The following is a 26,015-nucleotide window of genomic DNA, read 5'->3' as shown; positions in this document are numbered from 1 at the left end:
AGCCTATGAATTTACCTTCTAAAGTTCGTATTGTTGAAGTCGGGCCACGCGATGGCCTACAAAACGAAAAACAAACTATTGCCGCCGCGACCAAAATTCAATTAATCGAGAATTTAGTCGCAGCGGGATTGACCTACGTTGAGGCGGGCAGCTTTGTAAATCCCAAATGGGTGCCGCAAATGGCTGACAGCAGCGCAGTATTTAGCGGTATTCGCCGAACGCCAGGCGTGACCTATGCCGCACTCATCCCCAACTTACAAGGGTTTGAACGCGCTATAGGCGCAAACGCCAATGAAGTCGCAATTTTCGCCGCTGCGTCTGAAGACTTCAGCCAAAAAAATGTAAACTGTTCCATCAGCGAAAGCATCGCGCGTTTTGTGCCTCTTGTCACCGCAGCCCAAGCACAGAGAGTACCTGTACGCGGCTATATCTCTTGTGTTGTCGGCTGCCCCTACTCTGGCGCAGTGGATACTCATCAAGTCGTTACTATTGCACAAGAGTTGTTAGCGATGGGCTGCTACGAAATCTCGTTAGGCGATACCATTGGCGTGGGCACACCCGGACAAATTAAACAGCTCATCGAATTGCTTACACGCCAAATCCCCATAGAAAAACTTGCCGTGCACATGCACGATACTTACGGCCAAGCCTTGGTGAATATTTATGCTGCGCTGGAAATGGGCGTGAGCGTCGTAGACTCATCCGTTGCTGGCTTGGGCGGCTGCCCCTACGCCCTTGGCGCCACAGGGAATGTTGCAACAGAAGATCTAGTGTATTTATTAAACGGCTTGGGGATTACTCACGGCGTAGATTTAGAAAAATTAATTTACGCAGGCAACACAATAAGCGCAGCACTACACAAACAAAACAATTCAAAAGTCGCCAGAGCCAAGAGCCAATAACCGACTCAATTTGCGTTAAAAGAATATTGATACGATTAAAAATATAGAAACAGTTAGGAACAACTCATGAACAACGAAATTGAACAGGAAATAAATTTACAAACCGCACAAATTCACTGGCATGATCTGCAGCGTTTTTTTGCCAGCGGTAATGCCATTGCCGTAGACGCCAGCCTCGATTTAACACATGTAGCAGCAGAAATTGTTGCCGATAACGCTGCACAAATTAAAACATGGATGGATGCCAACCTAGTCGATGTAGTTACCGATGCTCAAGCTCAAGCTTGGTATGAGCAAAACTCTCTCGTCTGGGCTGTCGTTATAAAACCCTGGGTCGTTGTACAAGCAATAAAGGCAATACACTAGTGCGTATTATTCGCCCCGCCACTCCTATGGATGTAGACGCGATAAACACGCTCTACCAAGATTTAGTAACAGGCTCACATATTAACGTGCTCCCTGAGCGCATTGCAGCTATAGCTGCAGATGCGAATAATCACCTGTGGGTTTGTAGTGATAAGGATGAAGTTATAGCAACGGCGTTACTCAGTCTGTGTATGGATGCCATGTTCCAACATCAACCCTTCGCCATCATTGAAAACTTTATAGTAGCCGCTCAGGTTCAACGCAACGGTGTCGGTAAGTTTTTCATGGACTTTTTAGAAGAGTTTTGTAAAGCGCAAGATTGTTCCAAAATCATGCTACTCACCAAAAGCGAAAATCGCTCGGCGCGAGATTTTTACCGCGCCATGGGCTATGACCCAGATGCCAAGATCGGATTTATAAAGTATCGAAAATATTTTTCAGTGTAATATAACAACAACACTCATACCTCGGAGACTACTCATGACCCTCACTTCATCCGGCATTGCACTGCGCATGCTCTTCGCACTGCTATTAGTGCTGCTCACTTACAACCCCAGTGGCTATTCGTATTTTCATTGGGTATACAACACTTGGAGCGATGTAACGCCCTATATTGCAATCGCTGGATTGTTGTTGTTAATCGGCTGGGGGATTTATGCCAACGCCACCTTTAATTCACTCGGCTTAATTGGCATTTTGTTATTAAGCGCGCTCTTCGCCAGCTTGATATGGCTATTTATTTTTTGGGGCTGGTTAAGTGTCGATAACGTCTCGGCTATGGCATGGGTGATTGAGGTGCTACTCGCGATCGTGCTCGGCGTGGGCATTTGCTGGTCGCACATCACCCGTCGCCTGAGCGGACAGGTAGATGTGGATGAAATTGAAACTTAGTACCGCGCTAGAAAAGTAACCATTATACAAACCTCCAAGGCAATTACTTGGGGGTTTGTATTCTTAACGCACCATCATTTCATTACCACCATCTAATTTATTTCTACTCCCTGCTTTATTACACGTTCACTTACTACAAACAAAAACAGCAATTCATTTACCCTAGCTTACCGAGAAAAAAGTAACCTCATGTAGAGAGACTCAAAACTTAACGATAAGAACATCAAGATAGCACCAAAAAAAAGCCCCGAGCTATTGGCTCAGGGCTTTTTTGAACAGCGATTATTATTAAAGTATTACGCTTTAACTTTACGGCGTGCCGCACCCAAACCTAACAAACCCAAGCCCATCAATAACAAGCTAGAAGGTTCTGGAACGGTGCTGGTGTTTTTCAGCTTTATAGAAGTATCAATACGAAAGTTCGATTGACTGGTGTGGCGCTCAGCAAAAAACAGATCAAACGAGTAGTCATTACCCAAAGTCAAACCCAAGGCATCCAAATTCACAGACTGCGACATGGCGGAATGCACGCCACCTAAGTCAATAACCAACTGATTATTAATAAACACCCATACGTCATCGTCACCGGTAAAACTGAAGGTCTCACCACCTTGATAGGTAAACTCAGAATTCATACGGAAGGTGAAGTGATAGTTATGCGAGTAACCTTGGTTACCGCCTAATTGACCATCCAGCGGGAAAAATGAATTGCTTGAATAGCTATATACATTGGGATTGGCGGTAAGAGTATTATCCAAGCTTAAGGTCAACGACTGCTCACCCAAATGGTTAGCACCTGTTGAATACCAATCAGAAAAATTAGCAGCATTCGTTAAAGCGGCACCACCATCAAATACCGGAGTACCATCGACACCTAGGGTGTTTTTAACCAAACCAGTTTCAGAACCACAGCACCAGGCTTCAAAGTCTGGGTGTGCAGTACTCATATCGCGCAAAGTACCAGTTAAATCAATAGTGGCTGCCGAAGCACCCGCTGCAATCAGCAAACTAGCAGCAGCAAAAGTCATTTTTATAAACTGTTTCATGAGTATTCCCTAGTAAATAAGATAAATAGCCAGAGTTTGTGATGCGGTTCTCACAACTCGGTGCCCAGTGATAAGCATATATCATACCAAAAAGTAAAAGCGCAGATAATACAAGCCCTGCACCCATGCTCTGTACGAACAAGAATATAAAAACGTAAAGAAAACCGACAAATATCAGCTGCCACCTCAGCGAGGCAGGTCATTACACGTACAAAAAACACTAGTGGCCACCAATCTTTAGGCTTAGCTCCTGCAGCTTCTCCCGCATAAGCTCGTCTACTTCGTGCGGCTTAATGCGCGCAACAATATTGCGCAATACTCGTATTTCATTTTGATCGATAACACCATCTTTCTCAGCTATTGCCATTATTTTGCCAAGCTCACCCGCATCTAATTTTCCATCATTGGAAAAACACCAAATAGAATGAAATGACATTTCTAAATAATCACGTGACTCGCTCATCAATACATCCTCTGTAAGGTTAAATTTCGGGGTTAATCGCTATAAATTGCTTCATAGCTTCTTTTTGCGGATGATGATAAAGCCACTGCTTAAAGGTATTGAGCGTAGCGAAATCATCGGCTCCCAATAATTTTTCATAGCGATCTTGCAATGCCAACTCTTGACGCGCTTTGCGAATGTTACGCTGCCATGCCTCAGTAAATATTTTTGGCAGCTTACCCTGCAAATCCAACTGTTTTAATAATTGCCATTCGCCTTTATCTAACCAAGCCTCATCGCAGCCAGCACAAAGGTCGAGCTTATGCTCAGAAGCGGCACCCATTTGATACTTAGTCATCAAGCGAGTGCATTTAGGACAGGCACGCACACCGGGCAATTCATCTGGCACTTCAGCCTTCGCGTCCGCCTGTACAAAAGCGGCGCCCATGTTGTCCAACCAATAGCGGTAGTTCATTAAAGACACCAAAGCGCCAGAGCACTCTGAACATACCGCCGCGATTAATCCAGGCTCTAGCTCCTTGGGCTCCAAATGACTTTGTTTACAGCTCACACACAACATAAAAACTCCTTAGTTTTTGCTTTCATTATTAGTCACTTTCAAACTCAAGCCACAGGCTCTCAAACTCTTCAAGATAAGCAGCTACCAACAGAGGCTCATTGGTCACTAAAATATTTTCCTGATTATAGTCCGATGCTGAACGCGTCCAGTTAAAGCTACCGTTCACCAGCGTGTGACGATCAACAAGCGCGAATTTATGATGCATATGGGCACTAGAGCTGTCCGTACGCACGTTTAGACCTGCGGCAATAAGCGCCTCAATATCACTACCGGCATCATGAATTTTTTCGTCATCGGTAATAATACGCACGCTTACACCGCGCCTATGCGCAGCCATAATGGCATCAGACAAACGATTATCGGAAATAGTGAATACGCTAATATCAAGCGAACTACGGGAGCCCACACAGAGATCAAGTAACTTACGCCTACAGTCATCACCAGGGCTAAAATGTGCGGAGTTAAGGCTCGCTGTGCCTGCAACACGATGGCTGTCAATATTCTTTACTATTTTCTCCAGCCAAATAAGCGTCGCGACAGCACTATCCCCACCGAGCAGGACCTGATCACGCGCCAATAAAAAAGCCTGATTACGCACATAGGCCATCTCATCGTTTTTTAATTGCGGTAATAACTCACGCAACTCTAACACTTCGGAATGACTCAATTTAAAATCTAACAGTGTTCCCACTAGCCACTCGCCAATATGTTGGTTTTGCATGTTTATTTTTCCCAAACGAATTACAACAATAAAATATTATTCATAGCGGAGCGATTCTATAGGGTCAAGGTTAGCAGCTTTGGCAGCGGGGACTATGCCGAACACCACGCCGATTAATGCAGAAAATCCTACAGAAATACCTACCGCCCACAAAGGCACATGTGCAGGCGGAAAATTGGGAATCATAGCGGCTAGCCCCATCCCCAATAAATAGCCTATTAACAATCCTATTAACCCACCCAATAAACAGAGCAATAGTGACTCCATTAAAAACTGTAGCAAAATAAAATGGCGCTTAGCGCCTATAGCTTTACAAATACCAATTTCACGAGTGCGCTCGGTAACCGACACCAACATAATATTCATAATACCTATGCCCCCCACCAATAGCGAAATACTGACTATTCCACCCATGACCAAGGTGATGGAAGACGTAATTTTTGAAAAAGAAGCCTTCAGTTGCTCAGAAGATTGAATTTTAAAATCATCATTCTCGCCCTTAATATGATGGGCCTTGCGCAATATTTTTCTTATCTTGTCGGTAACATCGTCCATTTCATCTACATTTTTTACCGTCAATTGGATTTGTATATCTACCTGAGCCTGATTGCCATTGAGACTCTGCATACTAGAATAAGGTAAGAGCACAATGTCATCTTGCTTAAAGCCAAGCATTTCTCCCTTAGACTCAGTCATACCGATAATTTTTATCCATTCTGAATTTACTTCGATAAATTCACCTACAGGATTTTCCGGCAGCTCCAAATTGTCGCGCACTTGCGGACCGATAACACATACACGCCGACGGGTTTGATTGTCGCTATCCGACAAAAAACGCCCCACATCGATAAATGTTTGATTCGTCTGTTGGTAGGTGCGAGTCGTTCCAATAACGCGCCCTGTAGTAGATTTGGCCCCATAGCGCACCACACTGGCAAAGCGAGAGCCGAGTGTCGGTGTAATAGACTCAATGCCATCCGTATGATCTTCAATAAGCTGTAGATCATTGGCCGTAATACGACCGAAGCGTCCTCTCATTTGATCCTCAAAAGAAGTGTAGGAATACACTGACAAACTATTTGCCCCCAAACCTTCAAATTGCTGACCAATGCTATAGCTTAACCCCTGCACTATGGAAACGGTCGCAATGACTGATGCCACACCTATAATAATGCCAAGAGTCGTTAACAGACTGCGAAAACCGTGCGCTCGAATTGAGATAAGTGCAGAGCGAAAACATTCGTTAAACGTAAACACAGGCTAATCCTTGTTTAAATAGTCTTGTGCGACTTTGCCATCTTGCATGCGCACAACCCTATGACAGTGACGCGCAATTTCCGGTTCATGAGTCACCATCAATATGGTGTTGCCTTCGCGATGGAGTTCGTCAAATAATTTCATGATGTCAGCGGTTGTCGCTGAATCGAGATTACCGGTAGGTTCATCGGCCAATAAAATAGCAGGTTGAGTAACTAACGCGCGTGCAATAGCAACACGCTGACGCTGACCACCAGACAATTGATTTGGAAGGTGATGCAAACGATCTGCAAGGTTTACCCGCGCCAAAACGTCTTTTGCTGCCTGCTCGCGCGCTTTAAGCCCAATACCGCGATAAATTAATGGCTGCATGACATTGCCTAAGGCAGAGAGCCTCGGCAACAAATTAAAGCTTTGAAAGATAAAACCGACTTCGTGATTGCGAATATCAGCAAGGGTGTCCTGATTCAGGTGGCTCAGGTCGCGGCCTTTCAATAAATAACTACCGCTGCTCGGTTTATCAAGCGCGCCCAGTATATTCATCATAGTGGACTTACCCGAACCCGAAGAACCAGTAAATGCCAAGTATTCGTTGGCTTCTATAGTTAAACTTACGCCATCCAGCGCCTTGACAGTATCTTGCCCCATGACGTAATGCTTTACAATATTATCGAGCACTATGAGCGACATAATTAATGTGCGTCCTTTGCAAGGGAGTGATCGTCACTCACCTCTACCGATTCACCATCCTTTAAAAAGCGCAAGATTCTATCTGGCCCCAATATAATCTTGTCGCCTATTTTTAGCTGCTCCGGTTTAACAGCTGAAATTTCCTGATATTCATCATCCGACAGCCCCAGATTTACAGCCACTCGCTGTGCTTTTCCGTCAACCACAATAAAAACATAATGGTCCGTCGCTTTGCTTTTTGATTTTTCACTGCTTTGTTCTGCCTTATTTTTTACGTCACTTTTTTCTTTTTCGTTGGCAGTAGATTTAGAGCTATTTTCTCCAGTCTCGGTCACTATTGCCTGCATAGGCACAGCTACTTTGGTCGCGTCTTTACTGGTGAATATTTCCGCCCGCGCCGTCATGCCAGGCCAAAGCTTGATTTGTGGATTATTGGCAAAACGAATTTTTACCGCAAAACTTAAACCGGTACGCCCTAGCGCCACGACCGCTGATTCAGCAATAAACTCTACTACACCCTCAATCGGTTGCTCTGAGTGAGCTATAGCAACCACCTCAGCTCGCTGTCCCGGCGCGACATTTGCAATATCCGCTTCATCAACATTAACTTCGGCCTGCAAGCTTTCAGGATTAGCAATGGTCATTAAACCTGAGGCGGCAAAGTTCATGGTCCCCGCTATTGCTGTCTCCCCCACCTTTATGGTCAAGGAAGTAACTACACCGCCAATCGGTGAATAGGCGCGAGTTTTAGCGAGATTATTTTCTGCTTGTGCTAACTGGGCTTCTGCTTGAATCAATTGCTCCCGTCCAGACTTTACTTGATATTCGGCTGATGACAGTTCTAAGCTGGCTGCGTCGTAAGATTGCTGATCCAAGAGTTTTCTCTCATAGAGAACGTTCTTACGCTGCCACTGCGAAAATAAATTTTTAGTATTGGCTTGCAAATGTTCAATCGATAATTTCTGCATACGCACCGCGGCTTGAGCTTGTTCAGTCGCAGACACATAAGCCTCATCATCAATTTGCAGTAATAGCTGGCCTTTTTTGACACTATCACCCTCTTTTACAAAAATGGCCTTAACCTTACCAATAACTTCAGTGCTCAACTGCACCTTCTCTTCATGGTTTAAATTACCAGACGCAATAATAGACGCTTTAATTTCATGATTCTGCAAAGTATCAATCTGCACCTGCTTAGTTGCATCTTCGCCAAATACCTTTTTTAGCACCGGGATGCCCACCACCAAAAAAAGTATAGAAATTACTACAATAGATTTTTTCATAAATCAAACCAGTTTAGTAAACTGAAATGAGCCAGCTTGATTGCCAGCTCACTGCGGTAGGAAAACTACCTCAAAGCGAAAGCAATCCAAGCTCCATATATCACCAATGTTGGCGCAAGCACTATAGCTGTGGATTTAGCGATTGATTTTTGCATCCACTGTTGGTAGCCAATAACAAGCAGCACTGTGCTCCAAATGACCATAGGGTCCCATGAGCTTAATGGGCCAAAAAGTGGGTCGGCAGGCGTGAGGTGAAAAAATAAATTATTAAAGCTAATAGGGTTTAAATGTTCTAATGAAAGCTGCCCACTATCTGCCAATAAGAAATTAACAAATGAAGCAAGTGACGTGAAGATTGCGGGAATTGACGACCAGCACACCAAACTATACCAATGTTTAAATCCCAAAGCTTCTTCGTCAAAAGTCTTATTAACCAATAAAAAATAGACCGCATATATAGCAAAGACGATAGGTGCACCCAACAGTGCGCCCACCAATGTACTACCACCCATTATCATCGGAGAAAGATTGCTCATACCCTTCCGAATTGCCTCAGCTTCTTCCGCACTCTTTCCAACTGACTGATTGGAAATCATTGAATCAATCAACCAAGGAAAATCAACATTCAAAAAATAATAGAGCATCCAAAGCGAAGCTGTTGCAACAATCAGCAGCAGAGCGAGCAAAACCCTAGGCTGTTCTTTTATCGCCGCAAAAGCCAACCGAGGGGAAGTTAGTAAATTCGTAAAATTTGAAATGAAAGAATGGGACTGTCTCATATTTAATTCCTTTATATATTTTAAATTAATGTAGTACCGCGCGCCAAAACTTAAGCCCACAATAAAAATTTAATGCCGACGAGTTAGACTCGTTCCTCGACTGTTAATATACGCACAACATATACCCGCGATTACGCCAAAAAAATGTGACTCAAACGAAATTCGGGGGTCACTCGGCAAGACACCGAAAATCAAACCACCATAAAAAACAATAACAAATAACGCGATTAAAATATTGCGCATGCGGCGCTCATACCAAGCGGTGGCGATACACAGGCTCCATAAGCCAAAGACCCAACCACTTGCGCCTATGTGTACAGCATCGCGCCCAAACAACCACACCAGGAGACCGGTGATGGTAATAATTAAAAAGCTGCTATACACATAGCGCTGAATCGAGTGCACTAAATACAGCAAACTAAAAATACCCAACCCAACAAGGTTGTTGAGTAGATGATAGATGCTAGCGTGCAGAAAGGGTGCCGTATAAATTGCCCAAATTGTTTCTATGTGTCGGGGCAGAATACCAAACTGATTAAGCCCCATGCCCAACAAACTATTTAAAACATGCACGACTGTCATCAGCAAACACAGCGTGAACACCAATCTGAACTTGCTAATAGTGCGCAACACAACGCTTAGCCCTGTGGATTGGCGTTCGGTTTCTTCACCAAGTCCGCTTCCAATTGGCGCAGCTGATTAGAAATATCCTGCATTTTTTCATGGTTGCGTAAATCAATATCCAACTTCTTATCCATATTGCGCACCAGCGGTAGAATACTGCCTTCAATAGTTTCGGCGAGCACCCTCAATATTTTATCCATCCCCGGTAGCGGCTGATTGACGACCTCTACTTTGGTTTGATTGGCGGTAATTGTTTTACCCAATTGCGCAATCATAATTGAGATATTTTTGAGCAGTGCATCTACATCTATACCCGCTTTTTCTTGCTCAACGACGGGTTGCTGCGTGTTGACTCGCTGCTCGGCAGTTTTCACTAAATTATTAATACCCTCCACCATGTCAGTGAGCTGCACTACCACTCTGCCACCCACATCGGCACCATCACCGCCCATGGCTTTGTTGCGCAAAAAGTCTTTCTTGATCTGTGCCCAGCGCTCCGCTTGCTCCTGGGTCATATTACCGCGCAACTCGGCCAATTTAAGCAAATTGCTCTCGGCGCCGGTGGTGAGCATTTGCGCCTCCCCTAAATAATGGTCGGCGATCATTTGCATCAATTCAGTATCATTCATTACTGCAGATACTTTTTCTGCCATCTTATTCATATTGCGATAACTGCCTTGCAATTTGAAGGATGGTTCTAAACGGTATTTATCATCCTGCGCGGCAGAGGCAATGTATTGCTGATTAATTTTCAGCACCACTTGCTGCACCACGAATAATTTTCTCAGCACCGCAACAATTTCATTCACTTCGGCCCCTGAGTACTGATGGCTCAAGTCAGTAGTGGCAACCTCTTCACCTTTAGCCATGGCGATTAGTTTGTACACATCTTGCATTTCACGTAAAGCCAAAGGTGCTAGCACCGCATTAGAGGTAAGCGCATTTTCAATGTAACTCAGCGCGAACTGCTCTTCCATGCCGCCGAGAATATCGCCGAGATTGTAAATATCCGCACGGTTAGCAAGCATATCGGGCACTTTGAATGCATCACCCGACTCAGTGTAGGGATTACCCGCCATGCACACACAGAACTTGCGCCCGCGCATGTCGTAGGTTTTGGTTTGCCCGCGCCACACACCTTCAATCCGCCGTGTACCATCACACAGCGAAATAAATTTCTGTAAAAACTCAGGGTGAGTATGCTGAATATCATCTAAATAAAGCATGACATTATTGCCCATCTCTAGGGCTAGGTTGAGTTTCATCAACTCCTGTTTAGCAGTTGCATTGGGCGCTTGCTCTGGGTCAAGCGACAGCACATCGTGACCGAGTGATGGGCAATTGATTTTCATAAAAATCAAACCCAAACGATTCGCCACATATTCCATCAGCGTCGTTTTACCGTAACCCGGTGGCGAGATCATCATCAACATACCCATTAAATCGGTACGTTTGGTCGCGCCCAACGAACCCATTTGTTTGGCGAGGTTATCACCAATTAATGGTAAGTAGGATTCATTAATTAAACGGTTGCGCACAAAGGAGCTAAGTGGTTTAGCTTTAAATTCAGCCAGGCGTAATTGCTTACGCTCCTGCTCCATAATGGCTTGGCGCACCTGCAAGTAGCGTTGAAATTGCGGCACCACCACTTGCCGATGTTGTGCTAGGCGCTGCACGAAGGTATCCACGGCAAATGACAAGCTGCGCTCTTTAATAAGTGGATGCTCACCCATTAAGCCCTGCACCTGCACCTGCAATTCAACCTGAGTAAAACGGCGATCAATACGCTGATCTGTTTTAAGAAGTGCTACCGCCTCCGGTACATAGTGCGCCAAATGCGCATAACGTTCATCTTTCACCAAGGCGTGCAACCAGACGCTGGCGAGATTCCAACGCTCTGCAGGCCAACCCTGCATTTTATCGGACACATCTTGATAGTGGCGTAAGGTGCTTTCATCTAGCGATTGTTTGAACGCCTCTACCAACTCCACGGCATACTTACTGGTAATAAACTCCAAGCGATCACGCGCTAACTCCTCTACCAAGTATTCCGTTGCCCGGCGAACATCCAACTCAGTAACGGCAATAGGATGACGCTGAATAAACTCATTGAAGGTAGTTAAAACTTCTTCGACCAAAATTTTCTTAGCATCAAGACTGCCAAATAAACGCTGCATATGCAGAGCCGAAATCGCGCGATAACTCCAAGTCTCAAATGAAAGCGAAGCACCCTGAGCTTTTGATTTAATCGAAAAACTTTGCATATTGGCCCAAAACACTTGTGCTAAAGCACGGCACAGGGGGTCAAAACGCAACAGTTCAGCGCGATCTAAAGCGGGCACCAACTCTTTTAAAATCAGCACTGCATCTTGATCATGAATGCCTTTTTGATATGCCTCTTTATAACGCGGCGCAGCAAAATCACGCACGAGCTTGGTTAACTTTTCGTCATCTACCAGCGCAGCGCGTAGCAGATCTACTGTTAAGTCACTGCACTGTAATTCAGCAGCTTCAATAATCAGAGCCGCCAAGTATTCTGCACGATAAACCTGCGGAGTTTCCGACTCTTGCGACATAGACCAGTATTCACTCAAGGCAACCAGCTCAGGCTGCACCACAGGCTCGTAATAATCCGTACCTGTTAGGTGAATACTGAGTGCTCCTTCGCGCGGAATAATGGTGAGATCCAGCTCTTGGGTGTTCACGCTGAACTTATGGCGCGGCCCCAATTTAATAACGTTACCGCCCTCTTCAAATATATCCGTTTTATCACGTAGCGAGCGCAGCGCTTGACCGCGAATAGCTTTAAAACGCGCGTCTATATCATCCGCTTTTACGGCATTGTCCAGCTGCTGTAATTGCGCAATTAAATCCTGCACCTTCATAACCAATGCATCAGAGGCAAAGTAGGTATTAAGCTCCTCTGCTTTACTGATCGACAGCGAGCGTTTTTCGATACTGCTTAATATACGTGCCGCTGCATCGGTAATACTCTGCGCCTTCTTCTGACGCTCATCTAATAGGCGCTGTTTGTGCTCTTGAAAAGATTCATAAATCTCTTCGCGCTTGGCCATGATGTCATTTAGAAACTGATCAAAGTCACTGAACTGCCCTTCTAACTCTTCCAAGCGCACTAAGGATTTAGAGAGCTGCTCATCGCACTTTTCTGGATTCGTTGCCAAGCCTAGGGCATGGGCAATACTTTGCGAGAACAATTTAAACTGAGCACCAAACTGGGCAACAGCTTCGGTAGATCCAAAGTTTTTTTGCTTATGCTTCGCATTCGCGCGGCTTTGATTCAGTTTGGCGTAGACTTCTGAAATCGCATCCACAATACGCGTGCGCAAAGTGGCGTCGGCTACCTTCAATGTACCCATTAATTCTGAGAGTAAATCTAAACCCTCTGCGGTTTTTTCAATCGCAGCAATAACAGGGGCAACTTCAGCATTGGTTTGTGCAGCCTCTATCTCTTGATTAAATTGCGCGAGCTTAATGGCATAGGGTGCCAAGGCTTTTTCATCGGCGAGGAATTCAACAGTTTGCTCACTGAGCTTATTAGCGGTATCCGCTAAAATCTGATCCAACTGCGCTATGCGCGCCAAGTCGATATAGCGAAATTCTTTAATCGTCGCCAAATGACCGCGCTGTTCACGCAGACGTCGCAAGGCATCGACATAATCTTCCGCTGTCTCCCAATTATCAGGGCGGGCATTTTGCAAAATTAATTCTTGGGTGTGCTCTGCTTCCTGCATTGCCTTAGCAGACTGTAGACGTATAGCTTCTACTTTTTCAAACTCGTCAATCACAAGCTCAGCGGTAGCGCCTACGTCTTTAAGCACAGTTGCGATTGCTTGTGTTTCGCCTTCACTCAGCCAGTAGTAGGCATCAAATACTTTTTTGGCAGCGACACTCAGCTCTTCATAGAGGCGCGCCGACACTGCCTGATTGGCAATTAAACGGACGATACTGTAAAAGTCAGAAATACCGCGCACCAGATCATTATTACCGATACGACCGTAAAAATTTTGGCGCGGTGGAGCCTTGCTGGCGAATTCTATACTTTCGTAAGGTGTTTCCCAGATTTGCATGGGGTGTACACGCGTAGGCTCAGCTTCTGCCGAAAAAATAACAATTTCACCGTTATCCGCTAACGCATAACCATTGCCGTAAATAGGGTTCTGTAACTTTTTCTCAATCAGATTGTAAGCAAGTAAACCTATAACACCATTTTCAGGTTCATAAAACACATAGAGAACATCTTCACCATTAGGTGAACGAATCATACGTTTAAAACGAAAAGCACTATTATCTTCGTCAAAATTTTTGGTATCGCCAGTATTTAAATAGTAACCACCAGGAAATATAACGCCGTGATTTTCTGGCAGCTGCACGCAAGATTGACCAATTTGATCAACGCGCAACACCTCACGGGTAAGGCAATTAAAAATAAGGTAACGCCACTCCTCTTCACGATAGGGGCGAATTTTTAAGAGAATGAGATTGCCCACTTCGGCATAGGCTACGCTGGCATCATCAAGCGATTGGGTTTTGTCTTCCACGTCCTCGCGGTAAATACCCAAACCATCTTCGGTATTATTTTCAATCTTAATGGTGAGATCGCCACCGACGGTCTCGACAAAAACCTTGTCGAGAATATTCAAGTGCGGGTGACGACCATGCACAGCGTTTTCACGCGTAGCCGTAATCCATTCAAAATCATAGGCGGGTGGCAACTGAATATCACGCTCACCGCGATTATCCATATATTTAACGCTTTTGCCGTCAGCAGATATGGACCAGCGAAAGACACGCAAGTCCTCTAAACGCTCACCTATTTGAAAGCCTGCGAGCAGCTTGCCGTTATTAATCGTCAACTCGACCAAACGCGTATTTTTGTAGTAGCGATAGAGTTCATCAAAGTCATTAACGAAACTGGTTTCCGCTAAAAAACTAGAAGCGAGCGCAACTGACTCTAATTCATAACCTGAATCGATTGGCTTTTTAATAAAAAGGGAAAATACATCTTCAACTTTGGTTTCTTTTTTTAAACCGATAAAGACGTTGTAGCCGAACAGCAAAAAGTCGCCTACTTGCACTATATCTCGTGGCACACAATTATTTTCTGTGCGCACGCGGGTGCGACCAATCACGCTCATGGCAGAGCTACCAAATTCCGCCAACCGCGCTTCATTCAACTCGCGCACTTTTTGGGTGAGCAATTGGCCTTGATCGACTAGGCGCTTGCGAATAATTTCATAGGCACCACCTTCAGCGACGGCGGTATCCACCAGCGCATTGGCATCCGTTTTCGAGGCGTCAACTTGAGTAGGCGTAGCGTGCTGCACCATGAGTATTTCCTTTTTTGCTCAGCGGAGGGATAAAGACAGGAGGTGAAATCAACAAGAGCCAAGCGCGGTCGGCTCTTGTTGCAGGTCTAACTTAGTTATCGACGACTTCCGTAGCGTCTGCTTTATTAAACTTTTCTGGTGCAGCTGGCTTAGGCGCCATGAATTTTTCCATAACCGCCTGAATCACGCCGCTTTTGCTGGCCAAGCCATCGATAGCCTTGCCAATTGAAAGAGACTTGGCAAAGTTATCAAAGAATTGAGCTTCACCACCCACTATATCGATATGCGCTTTTTGCAAGGCAATCGCCAATATCTCGGCATTTTCTTTGGCAATTTCTTTACCCGCCGCAATACCAGCCAAGGTTTCTTTGAGCGCAGTTTCCAAGCCCATACGGAACTCTTCATGCTCGCGCGCCTTATCGCTCATGGCATTCATTGCTTCGAACTTCTCAGTTAAGCCCGCTGCTTCTGCTTTAAATTGTTCGCGGGTAACTTCTGCACCCACCAAACCAATTTCTTTCTTAGCGCTGGCTTCCGAGGTCCCTTTATTGGCGATAACTTCCGCCTCTGCATTACCCTTAGCCGCAATCACTTCAGCTTCTGCTTTACCTGCATCAGCGTTGGCGGTGCCCTTGGCGCGAATGACGGTCGCCTCAGCTGCGCCTTCTTTCTCTAAGGCTATGGCGCGCGCTTCTTGTACTTTCGCATCGGCAAGCCCAGGTGCGGCGCGCTCTGCTTGGGTACCTTCGGCCATTTTCTTCATGGCTTCTGCTTCTTTTGATGAAGCATCCAATTTTGCTTGTGCCAGCGTAATAATTTCTGATGCTTTGTGCTTCGCAGACAAGTCATCTGCTTCCGCCGCCTTCACTTGCTTCACTTTAATTTCTTCTGCAGTCGCCTCAGCTGCAAGCACCTGCACTTGCTTTTTACGATCCGCGTCTGAAACTTCACGCACTTCTTTAATGCGCTCTTCTTCAATGGCTACCGTCTTATCAACCACGACACGCTCGCGAATTACATTGGCGATTTCTTTCTTCTGCAATTCAATGGCTTTTTCGGCCTCAATCGTTTGCAGCTCGACTTCGCGCTTGCGCGACACTATTTCCAAATCGCGCGCACGGGTGACTTTTTCTTCTTCAATGGCTACCGCACGCAGGCGGTTTTGCGCAGCAACTTCAATTTCACGCTGCTGATTTTCAGTTTGTACCGCTAGATCTTGTGCAACCTGAATTGATGTCTGCTCGTATTTTCGACGTTCTTCTTCCTGTACTTTTTTAGTCTCTGCCTGTTCGCGCGCTTGAATGGTTGCTATCTCACGTTTTTGACGCGCTTCAGCATCGGCCTGTTGGCGCTCAAGCTCCAGCATGGCCTCAATAGTTTCTACATTCTTCTTTTTGATCGCCAGCTCTTCATCGCGCTCCAAAATATTGGTGCGTACATTCTGCGCAGCGGTTAACTCGGTAATTTTCTTGATACCTTCGGCATCGAGAATATTGTTAGGGTCGAGCGATGAGCGCGGGGTTTGCTCTATGTAATCAATGGCGACATCTTCTAATACATAGCCATTCAGATCATCGCCGATAACTTCCACAATTTTTTCACGGAACTGCAAGCGGTTTTCAAACAACTGAATAAATTCAATTTGTTTACCCACGGTTTTTAAGGCTTCTGAGAACTTTGCGGCGAAGAGCAGCTCTACGGCGTCCTTATCAGAGGCACGATCAGCGCCAATGGCCTTAGCCACACGCAATACATCGGCAGCGGTTTCGTTTACACGAAGATAGAATGCAACCGTAATGTCGGCACGCATATTATCTTTGCAGATCAAACCATCGCGGCCGCGACGGTCCACTTCAAGGGTAATTAATGAAACATTCATCAATTCCTTTTTATGGATAATGGGATAGACCAATGCACCCGTGAAGTGAACTTTAGGCGTTGCAGTCATGTCATTGACGATAAGCGCGGTGCCCTGTGCAACCTTGTAATAGAAGGCTTTGAATAAAGCCGCCAAGCCCAAAAGAATGGCGAAGAAAATCACACCACCCCAAATGATCGGCATAAGCATTTCTGCATTTAACATTGTTGCTACTCCTTTTAACCCTAATTAATTAACTATTGTTTTCGTTGCCTAAAAACTCTTTTTCCGATATTACCCTATAACAGTTTTCTACACTTAAATGCTCCAGCAACACCACTCTGTCACCGCGCCCAAAAACCTGCTCACCTATGGCGCGCGCCTTTAATATCATGCCTGCGCCACCATCATCAAAATTTACTTCACCAAACTCTTTATCTACCCGCGATGAGCGCACTACTGCCACTTGCCCAAGAATTTTCTTAACCGTCATCTGCTCTGCTTTAGCAAAAAGAGTGCGCAGCGGCTTGATGATTTGTGCGGTAAACATAATTGCAATATAAAAAGCAGCAAGAAAAACAGGAATGCCCGTAATAAACCGCAACCAACCAAAGCCGAGAAAGCTCGCAAAAAAATAGCTCGCATAGTAACTCAAGAGCCAACCAACGAGCGCTATGAGCGAAAACACTACCGTGACCGGCACACCATTGAGGCCAAGACGCATTAGCAAACCAGAAAAGATTTCACCAAACGAATGTTCTGTGTTGCCATTTAGACTCATCTGCCCATCTAACTCTGGCATATCTACATCAAATGCATCTATCTCAACAAAGCCAAACATAGCAAATAGCCAGTACAGCAAGGTCAAGAACAGCATAAAGGTAAATATTACCGTGGGAAAACTGGCGATAATGTGGAAAAAAGTTTCCATAGTCACAGATCCATCAGTGAGCGAGGCGAGCAACCGCCTCGCATGTGATTAAGCAACAAGGCTCCACTTGACCAACTAAGCGGGCTTATTTTTATTTTTCAAGCGCGCAAGAATATCATCAGCAGCAATTTTATTACCAGCGATTCCGGCCGCTTCTAATTTTGCTTTAAGTGAATCATCCACTGCATCAGCTTGCGCCATTTCACTCGCTGCGCTTATTTGCGCATCTTTGAGCGCCTGGCGCTCTTTTATACGCTCTAAGGATTCCATCGCATTGCGCATTTTAGAATTGGAGCCGCTGTGACGCTCGGCAACAGCCGCCTGGGCTTTTTGCACGTTATCAGTCGCTTTCACCGTATCGACTTGCTGTTTCAAGCGCTTAATATTTTGCTCCGCTTGTTTTATCGCCGTGCGTAATTTTTCAGCACTGGCTTTGAAGCCGCTAAACGCTTCCTGCTCTACTGTTAAATGCTGTTCAAACTCCGCAATGCGCTCGGCAACTTCCATTGCCAAGGCTTCATCGCCCTTATCTAAGGCCTTGATGGCATAGCCTTCATGCTCCTCAACTGCCTTTTGTACTTGTTTGCATTTTTCTTCTGCCAGTTTTTGGCGGGCCATAATTTCCGCAAGGCTATCTTTGGAGTGCTTCAGTTCTTCACCGGCTTCACGCACCTCTTGATCGAGAATACGTAGCGCTTGGCTATCCACTACCGCTTCGCCCGCTTCATTAACACCACCGCGCAATGCGGTTAACATTTTTGACCAAACGTTCATGTTGCTCACCTCAATTGTTGTGGTTTATCCAGCTAGAGCCGCATTGGATTCCGTAAAAAACTCTGCATAGGCTTCAGTTGCTTGAATCACATTGGAAGCCAATATTTCTATTTCATGCACGACATTAAGCAAGCTCGATTGGGAGCTGAGTGCACCAAACATGTGGTAGCAGTCATCGCCATCAATTTTGTCGAGACTGATGGTAGAGAGTGGGAAATATTTGTGAGTACGCAAGATAGCTTCATTAAAGGCGGCTTCATTTTTTACGTCATCTACCGACCAAAGCAATGCTTCCGCTAATATTTGCTCACCTGCCACGGTTAAAAATACCGGCAAATCGCCAAATTCATTCATAACGATGTGAAGCGCTGGCGATACACCATCAATTAATTCGATTTCCGCACGACCGCTGGTAAATAAGGGAACCAACTGCAGCGCGTCGTATAAAGCGGTAGTAGTCCACGGGGCATTCATATCTGTCATTCGACCATCTCCTTTTTCCTGCATTAGACCAACGGATTTTGCTGTATTAACGGCCGCCCTAACGGCGAGCGACAAACGCAATTCTTGCTCGTAAAGCGCCAGTTGCCGCGCATGCTCCGGCAGAATCCAGACCTCTTTTTTAACAAGGCCCTGTTCGCGTAAGCGTTTGCGGTATTCGCGCTGATAATGTGCTGATGATTTTGGTTGCATGGGTTCAATCTATTGCATTACATGTAACATGTCAAATATTACATGTAATAGTAAAATATGCACAAATTAGCCTAAGAGAGAATCGCAACACACTGAAAAACATGACATTTATATCTAACCGCTAAAGACATGCCCTCAAAAACACATAGCTCCCCTGCCCTTGCATTCAAAAAAGATCTAAAAAAATACCCCAAGACCGCTTGAGCCTTGAGGTATTCCATAAAACCCACCTTAGATACACCACATCAAACTTAACGCTTATTGTGCAACTCCCAGGTTTCCTGTTTTTTCTTTTCGCTTTTCTTGAGCAGCACATAGGTGGCGCCGCTGGCCCCGTGGCGCTTTTGCGCGGAGTGAAAGGCGAGCACCGCGTCGAACTGTGGCAGCCAGTGGGCGATACAGCTTTTGAGTTGCGCGGGCTGCGCGCGACCCTCACTTTTGCCGTGGGTGAGCAGCGCACAGCGTATGTCGTGATTCATGCAGTCATGCAAAAATTGAAAAACCGCGCTGCGCGCCTGCTCCACGGTCATATTATGCAGATCCAAGCGCGCATCAATTTGATACTTACCCATGCGCAAATTCTTATAAACGCCGTTTTGCACCCCAGGGCGACGGAACTCCAAAATCGCCAAGGCATCCACTGGCTCTATATATTCACCAGAAAGAAAGTTCTTGTCCTGCACCAACTCTTCAGTGGCGGCACGGCGGCGCTTTTCGACATTAATAGCGGCGTTATCGCCCTTGGCGAGCGCCACCTTGGGTTCAATTTTTAGCGGAGTAACGCCTTGCACCAACTGGGCAAACAGGTCGTCTTCGGGAGCCTTAGAGGTCATGGAAATACAGCACTAACTAAATAAAAGAGGGTGAATTGTGCAGGATTTACAAGATTGAGGGTACCCCTGAGATAAAAAAGAGTCACCACCTAGATTGCACAAAGCTTTCACTTTCCCTAGCGAATTATTGACTACCCTATTAATAGCACCTTTCTTTAATCCGCCCAAATCCCTATCGAGAGACATTACGATGAAATACTTTCATTTACTCATTGCGAGCAGCCTCCTAAGTAGCTGCGGTGGCGGTGGTTCGACTTCCGCACCATCGCCCAGCTCGCCAGCGCAGCTCAACTCAAGCACCCCATCCTCAGTAGCGAATAGCTCAGCTGCTATCAGTAGCGCCTCATCTACACACAACTCATCGGCACAGCAAACCTCATCAAGCACCAGTGTGGTGGCGAACAAAACCAATGTGTTGTTGATCATTGCCGATGATCTCGGCTTGGATTCATCGAATCAATACAGCGTATCGCAGCAGCGCCCCGCAACCCCCACGCTCGATGGCTTGGCTGCACAAGGGATAGTGTTTGATAACACCTGGGCGACACCTGCTTGCACCACTACGCGCGGCAGTATTATTACTGGTCAGCATGGGGTGAACAGTGGGATAAGTTTTGTGCCTGCGATTCTCGATCCGCAAACTCAAACATTGCAGCGTTATTTGCACAGCCAAAGCGCCAGTGCTGATTATAAAACTGCAGTGATTGGTAAATGGCATCTCGGTGGTGCCGCGCCTGCCAATACACACCCAACCGATAGCGGTGTGGATTACTACAGTGGCAACATTGCTGGCGTGCTGCCAAGTTATTTTAATTGGCCATTAATTACCAATGGCATTAGTGCAACCAGCACCGAGTATCACACCACTAAAGTCACTGATCTGGCGATCGATTGGATGGCGCAACAACAGCAGCCCTGGTTTTTGTGGTTGGCATACTCCGCACCTCACTCACCGTTTCATCTCCCGCCGCAAAATTTACTTAAGCGCACCGAATTAACCGGCACGGCGGACGATATAGCAGCGCATCGTCGCGAGTATTATTTGGCGATGATCGAGGCGATGGATACTGAAATTGGCCGTTTGTTAGCGACGATGAGTGAGAGCCAGCGCGCCAATACAGTGATCATTTTTATTGGCGATAACGGCACACCGGCAACAGTTGTGGATGAAACGGTATTTAGCTCCAGTCATGCAAAAAACAGTTTATACGAAGGCGGTATTCGGGTGCCGATGATTGTATCGGGCAAGGGTGTTACGCGCAGCGCTAGTCGCGAAGCGGCACTTATTAATACCACCGATTTTTTCGCTACTATCGCCAGCATTGCGGGAAATTCTGTCACCAACATAAATGACAGTTATAATTTTTCGGGCTTATTTACCGCCAGCGCCACAACGACTGCACCGCGCAGTTACAATTATTCTGAATTTGAAAGTGCCGAGGTACAGGGTTGGACGGTGCGCAATCAGCAATACAAATACATTCAGTTTCTCAACGGTACCCAAGAACTGTATGACCTAAGTGTGGATCTTGGCGAGAAAAATAATTTATTAAAAACCACAGGGGATTATTCACAAGTAGTGGCTGCGTTAAAAGCCCAGGGCGATTTAATCCGTAAAACCAACCCAACGGCAGTGATAGATCTCACCGATAAAACGCTGGTTAACCGCAGTGCAAATTGCGCTGATTATGCCGCGAGTTATCGTGCAGATGCGCTCGATGTAAAAAACAATACCGCGTTTCAAGGTGATTTAAAAATCAGCGTGTCGGGTGAAAAATGTATCTTTACCACCAACGAAATTCCCAATCACGATTTTAATGATGGTGCGCAAAAATTTGCCAACAATGTGAGCGCACAAAATACGGTATTTGAAATCACCAGCATGCCTGCGTTTGCCGCAACCAGCACCGAGATTAGTTTGTTGGTGGATAATGCGATTTTATTAAATGGCGTGAAAGTCGATTTGCTCGCGGCCGGTTGCTATAACGTGGGCGATGGCAAAATAGGTTGTAATAATATGGCGCAGTCTTGGCGTTATGACCCTTTGTTTGCCGGCAGCGGTTTTGTGGTAGATAGTCATCATGCGCACGCTCAACCAGACGGCACCTACCACTATCACGGCGCCCCCAATGCATTTTACCCCCCGGAAGCCGGTGAAAATGAATCGCCACTGGTAGGCTTTGCCGCCGATGGTTATCCTATTTACGGCCCTTACATTAGTAAAAATGAGGTGTTGCGCAAAGCCGTACCCAGCTATCGCCTGAAGACGGGAGCACGCCCCACTGGCAATGGTAACCCCGGCGGGACTTACGACGGCCAATTCCGTGACGATTATGAATATGTGGCGGACTTAGGTGATTTGGATGAATGCAATGGCATGCTGCACAACGGCGTGTACGGCTACTACATTACCGATGGTTTCCCCTACATTGTAAAATGCTTTAAAGGCACACCGGATAGCTCGTTTAATAAATGAGCCGTTGAAAATAACTGACGCGGAAATTTATACTCATAAAAAAGGGCGCCACGTGGGCGCCCTCATCACACTTATACCCACTTATTTATTCGCGCGATTTTCAATCAGCTCAGTCACTACCGCGGGGTCCGCAAGGGTTGAGGTATCGCCCAAGCTGTCGATTTCATTGGCGGCGATTTTACGCAGTATGCGGCGCATGATTTTGCCCGAGCGAGTTTTGGGCAAACCTGGTGCCCATTGAATAATATCTGGCCGCGCGATAGCACCAATCTCCTGTACGCAAAGCCCTACCAACTCTTTCTTCAAGGCATCACTCGGCTCTGCCCCGCTCATTAGCGTGACATAGGCATAGATACCCTGCCCTTTAATGTCGTGGGGATAGCCCACCACCGCCGCTTCGGCCACATGGTCATGCAAGACCAAGGCAGACTCAACTTCGGCAGTGCCCATGCGATGGCCGGATACATTTAATACATCGTCAACGCGGCCGGTAATCCAGTAGTAGCCATCAGCATCGCGACGCGCGCCGTCGCCAGTAAAGTAGTAGCCCGGATAGGTGCTGTAGTAGGTGTCGATACAGCGCTGGTGATCGCCATAAATCGTGCGAATTTGGCTGGGCCAAGCGGCTTTTATACAGAGATTGCCTTCGCCAGCACCGATAACTTCTTTGCCTTCGGTATCCACCAATACTGGCTGTACACCGAAGAAAGGCACAGTGGCGGAGCCTGGCTTGAGATCAATAGCACCCGGAAGTGGCGCAAGCATGTGCGCGCCAGTTTCAGTTTGCCACCAAGTATCCATAATCGGGCAGCGAGCTTCACCCACTACGCGGTGATACCACTCCCAAGCCTCAGGGTTAATGGGCTCACCCACGGTACCTAATACCCGCAAGCTAGCGCGCGAGGTGTTAGTCACAAAGTCATCGCCCGCCCCCATTAAGGCGCGAATTGCGGTAGGCGCGGTATAGAAAATATTAACTTGATGCTTATCAACCACCTGCCAGCAACGCGAAGCATCGGGATAGGTGGGCACGCCTTCAAACATCAAAGTAGTGGCGCCATTAGTAAGCGGGCCGTAAACAATATAGCTGTGGCCAGTTACCCAACCTACGTCAGCGGTGCACCAGTAGATGTCGCCTTCGCGATAATCGAAGACATACTTGTGAGTCATGGCCGCCTGCAACAAATAGCCTGCAGTTGTGTGCAACACCCCCTTGGGTTTACCGGTAGAACCCGAGGTGTAAAGGATAAAGAGCGGATCTTCCGCATCCATGATTTCTGGCTCGCAGCTATCGGCTTGCGTCGCCACTAAAGCCTCATACCAGAGGTCGCGCCCTTCCACCCAGGCAACATCTCCGCCGGTGCGCCTCACCACAATGTTGGTATGCACACCTGGGCACTGTGCCAAGGCCTTATCCACATTCGCTTTTAAAGGAACGCGCTTGCTTCCGCGCAAGCCTTCGTCGGCGGTGATAACGACTTGGCAATCGGCGTCCTGAATGCGGTCTTTAAGCGCATCGGGCGAAAAGCCACCAAACACTACCGAGTGCACCGCACCTATGCGCGCGCAGGCAAGCATCGCATAGCTGGCTTCGGGAATCATAGGCATATAGATGCAGACACGATCGCCTTTTTTAACACCGCGCGCGCGCAGAGCATTTGCAAGGCGACAAACTTGGTCGTGTAACTCTTGATAGGTAATAGATTTGTCTTCTTCTGGATTATCTCCTTCCCAGATTATCGCCGTTTGTGCAGCGCGCGCTGGCAGGTGACGATCAATACAATTCACACTGACATTCAGCTTGCCGCCGATAAACCAAGCCACTTCACCCTTGTGCAAATTACTCTCGGTGACCTTCGACCAAGGCTGCTGCCAGGTTAAAAATTCTTTAGCGCGCTCAGCCCAAAATACATCGGGGGCTGTTATCGACTGCTCATACATAGCGGTATAACGCGCCAAATCGATGCTGGCCTCTACTTTAAATTGTGGAGAGACGGGAAATAAATGCACTTCTGACATAAACAAATCTCACTGGCGTTATTTTGTTATTGGCCTGGGTTAAGTTGGATCTCGCGCCACTGTGTACGCTGAGCTCAGAGGCTTCATAAATCCAAGGCCATAGCTTAGCAGCTAGCGCGACAAAACCACAATGACAACGTTGTCCACGGGTTGCGAAGATAGTGAGAAATCCGCACACTGCGCGAGCTGGCACAGCACAGCGCTATCAGCTATTCAGTTATGGTTCATTCCCTTTAATGCACCATTCATATGCCTGAAAGATCGAGCTTGTAATCTGCTTATTCGTTTGAACTTTAAAGCCCCGCCGAGCGCAATAAACCGCGTCGGCTGGGCCAATCAAAAATACAAAACACACACACATGCTTTATGGAGAACTCATGATCACTAAACACTCAAAATTACTCACACTATCTGCTGCTATTGCCGCTGTTATTTCTGGCGCCGCGATTGCAGACGATCACAAATTTGAAGCACAAGCCAATGTTGGCCGCATCTTTTTTGATGATCCTATCGAAGACAGCAACACATGGGGCTTGGGCCTTGGCTATGTACTTAACGAAAACTGGACATTGGAAGCTATTGCTAGCCAATACGATACTGAAACATCACAAGGCGCTATCGACCTAGACGGTAGCCAATACCGCTTGGATATGGTTTACAACGTATCTACTGAGAGCCAATGGCGCCCTTATGTTGCCTTCGGTGTAGGCGATCAAAAGCGTGAATTTAACGCGGCGAACGCTTGGTCTGAGCGCGACACCTTGTTAAACCTTGGCGTAGGCGTTAAACACAGCTTGGGTGGCAATTGGGAATTCCGCAGTGATATTCGCGCCTTCAACAGCTTGGACAACGAATACACCGACTTAACCCTTAATGCCGGTATCGCCTACCTGTTTGGTAAAACCTCTGCACCGGTAAAAGCAGCTCCTGCTCCTGCTCCGGTAAAAGAAATAGATAGCGACGGCGACGGCGTGTTTGACTCAAAAGATCAATGCCCAGACACCGCTAGACAATACAAAGTTGACGCTGTTGGTTGCCCAATGGAATTGACTGAAACTGTTTCGATAAACTTGGCCGTTAAGTTTGATAGCGCTAAATCTATCGTGAAAGATGAATACTTGTCAGACATCAAAAGCTTGGCTGATTTCATGAACCAATACGCTAACACCATCGTGACCGTTGAAGGCCACACGGATAGCCAAGGTTCTGATGCTTACAACCAAAAGCTGTCACAAAGCCGTGCAGAAGCCGTTAAAGCAACGTTGATCACCAAGTTTGGTATTGAAGCTGACCGCGTTAAAGCCGTTGGTTTTGGCGAATCAAAACCTGTTGCTGACAACATGAATGCTGCAGGTCGTGAGACCAACCGTCGCGTTGTAGGCGCTGTATCTACCGACGTAACCAAGAAACAAACTCGCAATTAATATTTAGTAGCGAGTCACAAAGAAAAGGGGCGAATCATTCGCCCCTTTTTTTATTTTTGATTACGCCTTATCAGCGGC

General features: G+C 46.4%; 22 protein-coding genes. 6 read left to right on the top strand and 16 right to left on the bottom strand.

What is annotated here, in order from left to right:
• The first annotated feature begins 5 nt into the window (after positions 1-5).
• From AC0KUT_RS05170 to AC0KUT_RS05155, 4 genes are all read left to right on the top strand, one after another.
• Positions 6-902 (top strand): hydroxymethylglutaryl-CoA lyase, encoded by an 897-nt coding sequence (locus AC0KUT_RS05170; protein WP_488834077.1) that lies wholly within the window; start codon positions 6-8, stop codon positions 900-902.
• A gap of 66 nt (positions 903-968) precedes the next feature.
• Positions 969-1,268 carry a DUF2288 domain-containing protein gene (locus AC0KUT_RS05165; RefSeq protein ID WP_488834076.1) on the top strand — a complete coding sequence of 100 codons (300 nt, stop codon included), beginning with the start codon at positions 969-971 and terminating at the stop codon, positions 1,266-1,268.
• The gene (locus AC0KUT_RS05160) at positions 1,268-1,714 is read left to right on the top strand and encodes a GNAT family N-acetyltransferase (RefSeq protein WP_488834074.1); all 447 of its coding nucleotides are present in this window, start codon (positions 1,268-1,270) and stop codon (positions 1,712-1,714) included. The genes AC0KUT_RS05165 and AC0KUT_RS05160 overlap by 1 nt, the downstream gene beginning before the upstream one ends.
• A 34-nt stretch (positions 1,715-1,748) precedes the next feature.
• Positions 1,749-2,159, top strand: a complete 411-nt coding sequence (locus tag AC0KUT_RS05155) for a DUF6524 family protein (RefSeq protein ID WP_488834072.1) — start codon at positions 1,749-1,751, stop codon at positions 2,157-2,159.
• Between the two features lie 296 nt (positions 2,160-2,455).
• On the opposite strand, the gene AC0KUT_RS05150 is transcribed toward AC0KUT_RS05155, so the two are convergent.
• The 15 genes from AC0KUT_RS05150 to smrA form a co-directional block, all read right to left on the bottom strand.
• On the bottom strand, positions 2,456-3,205 hold the full coding sequence (locus AC0KUT_RS05150) for a fibro-slime domain-containing protein (protein ID WP_488834070.1): 750 nt from the start codon (positions 3,203-3,205) through the stop codon (positions 2,456-2,458).
• 220 nt (positions 3,206-3,425) lie between these two features.
• Complete coding sequence (locus AC0KUT_RS05145) at positions 3,426-3,668, bottom strand: hypothetical protein (RefSeq protein ID WP_488834068.1); 243 nt, start codon at positions 3,666-3,668, stop codon at positions 3,426-3,428.
• Between the two features lie 19 nt (positions 3,669-3,687).
• Entirely contained in the window at positions 3,688-4,218 is a 531-nt protein-coding gene (locus AC0KUT_RS05140; protein WP_488834065.1) for a TFIIB-type zinc ribbon-containing protein, read from the bottom strand.
• 37 nt (positions 4,219-4,255) lie between these two features.
• A complete protein-coding gene (locus AC0KUT_RS05135) occupies positions 4,256-4,948 on the bottom strand; it encodes a phospholipase D-like domain-containing protein (RefSeq protein WP_488834063.1) in 693 nt (230 codons plus the stop codon).
• A gap of 36 nt (positions 4,949-4,984) precedes the next feature.
• On the bottom strand, positions 4,985-6,205 hold the full coding sequence (locus AC0KUT_RS05130) for an ABC transporter permease (RefSeq protein ID WP_488834061.1): 1,221 nt from the start codon (positions 6,203-6,205) through the stop codon (positions 4,985-4,987).
• 3 nt (positions 6,206-6,208) lie between these two features.
• Positions 6,209-6,895: an ABC transporter ATP-binding protein gene (locus tag AC0KUT_RS05125; RefSeq protein WP_488834059.1), complete on the bottom strand. Its 687-nt coding sequence runs from the start codon at positions 6,893-6,895 to the stop codon at positions 6,209-6,211.
• Positions 6,896-6,897: 2 nt separating this feature from the next.
• Positions 6,898-8,178 (bottom strand): efflux RND transporter periplasmic adaptor subunit, encoded by a 1,281-nt coding sequence (locus tag AC0KUT_RS05120; protein ID WP_488834057.1) that lies wholly within the window; start codon positions 8,176-8,178, stop codon positions 6,898-6,900.
• Between the two features lie 65 nt (positions 8,179-8,243).
• On the bottom strand, positions 8,244-8,957 hold the full coding sequence (locus AC0KUT_RS05115; RefSeq protein ID WP_488834055.1) for a YIP1 family protein: 714 nt from the start codon (positions 8,955-8,957) through the stop codon (positions 8,244-8,246).
• 69 nt (positions 8,958-9,026) lie between these two features.
• The gene (locus tag AC0KUT_RS05110) at positions 9,027-9,590 is read right to left on the bottom strand and encodes a rhomboid family intramembrane serine protease (RefSeq protein ID WP_488834053.1); all 564 of its coding nucleotides are present in this window, start codon (positions 9,588-9,590) and stop codon (positions 9,027-9,029) included.
• A gap of 5 nt (positions 9,591-9,595) precedes the next feature.
• A complete protein-coding gene (locus AC0KUT_RS05105) occupies positions 9,596-14,929 on the bottom strand; it encodes a DNA repair ATPase (RefSeq protein ID WP_488834051.1) in 5,334 nt (1,777 codons plus the stop codon).
• Positions 14,930-15,020: 91 nt separating this feature from the next.
• Entirely contained in the window at positions 15,021-17,012 is a 1,992-nt protein-coding gene (locus tag AC0KUT_RS05100) for a hypothetical protein (RefSeq protein WP_488834050.1), read from the bottom strand.
• 28 nt (positions 17,013-17,040) lie between these two features.
• A complete protein-coding gene (locus AC0KUT_RS05095) occupies positions 17,041-17,718 on the bottom strand; it encodes a DUF1449 domain-containing protein (RefSeq protein ID WP_488834048.1) in 678 nt (225 codons plus the stop codon).
• 75 nt (positions 17,719-17,793) lie between these two features.
• Positions 17,794-18,492, bottom strand: a complete 699-nt coding sequence (locus AC0KUT_RS05090; protein WP_488834047.1) for a PspA/IM30 family protein — start codon at positions 18,490-18,492, stop codon at positions 17,794-17,796.
• A 24-nt stretch (positions 18,493-18,516) separates the two neighbouring features.
• On the bottom strand, positions 18,517-19,185 hold the full coding sequence (locus AC0KUT_RS05085) for a YjfI family protein (RefSeq protein WP_488834044.1): 669 nt from the start codon (positions 19,183-19,185) through the stop codon (positions 18,517-18,519).
• Positions 19,186-19,436: 251 nt separating this feature from the next.
• Positions 19,437-20,018 (bottom strand): DNA endonuclease SmrA, encoded by a 582-nt coding sequence (smrA, locus tag AC0KUT_RS05080; protein ID WP_488834043.1) that lies wholly within the window; start codon positions 20,016-20,018, stop codon positions 19,437-19,439.
• A 190-nt stretch (positions 20,019-20,208) separates the two neighbouring features.
• On the opposite strand from smrA, the gene AC0KUT_RS05075 reads away from it, so the two are divergent.
• Entirely contained in the window at positions 20,209-22,494 is a 2,286-nt protein-coding gene (locus tag AC0KUT_RS05075) for a YHYH protein (RefSeq protein ID WP_488834041.1), read from the top strand.
• Positions 22,495-22,575: 81 nt separating this feature from the next.
• Here AC0KUT_RS05075 and acs read toward each other — a convergent pair whose 3' ends face one another.
• The gene (acs, locus tag AC0KUT_RS05070; protein ID WP_488834040.1) at positions 22,576-24,513 is read right to left on the bottom strand and encodes an acetate--CoA ligase; all 1,938 of its coding nucleotides are present in this window, start codon (positions 24,511-24,513) and stop codon (positions 22,576-22,578) included.
• A 377-nt stretch (positions 24,514-24,890) separates the two neighbouring features.
• Between acs and AC0KUT_RS05065 the strand changes: the two genes are divergently transcribed.
• Positions 24,891-25,937: an OmpA family protein gene (locus AC0KUT_RS05065; protein ID WP_488834038.1), complete on the top strand. Its 1,047-nt coding sequence runs from the start codon at positions 24,891-24,893 to the stop codon at positions 25,935-25,937.
• Positions 25,938-26,015 lie beyond the last annotated feature (78 nt).

The organism is Cellvibrio sp. 25HG11W-0 (assembly GCF_057815475.1).
Note: the sequence above shows the minus strand (reverse complement) of the source record. Positions and strands in the feature narration are given on the sequence as shown.

Excerpts from the sequence above, each read along its gene's own strand:
- AC0KUT_RS05170 (WP_488834077.1), top strand. The coding sequence starts at position 6 with ATGAATTTACCTTCTAAAGTTCGTATTGTTGAAGTCGGGCCACGCGAT.
- AC0KUT_RS05165 (WP_488834076.1), top strand. The coding sequence starts at position 969 with ATGAACAACGAAATTGAACAGGAAATAAATTTACAAACCGCACAAATT.
- AC0KUT_RS05155 (WP_488834072.1), top strand. The coding sequence starts at position 1,749 with ATGACCCTCACTTCATCCGGCATTGCACTGCGCATGCTCTTCGCACTG.
- AC0KUT_RS05150 (WP_488834070.1), bottom strand. The coding sequence starts at position 3,205 with ATGAAACAGTTTATAAAAATGACTTTTGCTGCTGCTAGTTTGCTGATT.
- AC0KUT_RS05145 (WP_488834068.1), bottom strand. The coding sequence starts at position 3,668 with ATGAGCGAGTCACGTGATTATTTAGAAATGTCATTTCATTCTATTTGG.
- AC0KUT_RS05135 (WP_488834063.1), bottom strand. The coding sequence starts at position 4,948 with ATGCAAAACCAACATATTGGCGAGTGGCTAGTGGGAACACTGTTAGAT.
- AC0KUT_RS05125 (WP_488834059.1), bottom strand. The coding sequence starts at position 6,895 with ATGTCGCTCATAGTGCTCGATAATATTGTAAAGCATTACGTCATGGGG.
- AC0KUT_RS05120 (WP_488834057.1), bottom strand. The coding sequence starts at position 8,178 with ATGAAAAAATCTATTGTAGTAATTTCTATACTTTTTTTGGTGGTGGGC.
- AC0KUT_RS05115 (WP_488834055.1), bottom strand. The coding sequence starts at position 8,957 with ATGAGACAGTCCCATTCTTTCATTTCAAATTTTACGAATTTACTAACT.
- AC0KUT_RS05105 (WP_488834051.1), bottom strand. The coding sequence starts at position 14,929 with ATGGTGCAGCACGCTACGCCTACTCAAGTTGACGCCTCGAAAACGGAT.
- AC0KUT_RS05100 (WP_488834050.1), bottom strand. The coding sequence starts at position 17,012 with ATGTTAAATGCAGAAATGCTTATGCCGATCATTTGGGGTGGTGTGATT.
- AC0KUT_RS05095 (WP_488834048.1), bottom strand. The coding sequence starts at position 17,718 with ATGGAAACTTTTTTCCACATTATCGCCAGTTTTCCCACGGTAATATTT.
- AC0KUT_RS05090 (WP_488834047.1), bottom strand. The coding sequence starts at position 18,492 with ATGAACGTTTGGTCAAAAATGTTAACCGCATTGCGCGGTGGTGTTAAT.
- AC0KUT_RS05085 (WP_488834044.1), bottom strand. The coding sequence starts at position 19,185 with ATGCAACCAAAATCATCAGCACATTATCAGCGCGAATACCGCAAACGC.
- smrA (WP_488834043.1), bottom strand. The coding sequence starts at position 20,018 with ATGACCTCTAAGGCTCCCGAAGACGACCTGTTTGCCCAGTTGGTGCAA.
- AC0KUT_RS05075 (WP_488834041.1), top strand. The coding sequence starts at position 20,209 with ATGAAATACTTTCATTTACTCATTGCGAGCAGCCTCCTAAGTAGCTGC.
- acs (WP_488834040.1), bottom strand. The coding sequence starts at position 24,513 with ATGTCAGAAGTGCATTTATTTCCCGTCTCTCCACAATTTAAAGTAGAG.
- AC0KUT_RS05065 (WP_488834038.1), top strand. The coding sequence starts at position 24,891 with ATGATCACTAAACACTCAAAATTACTCACACTATCTGCTGCTATTGCC.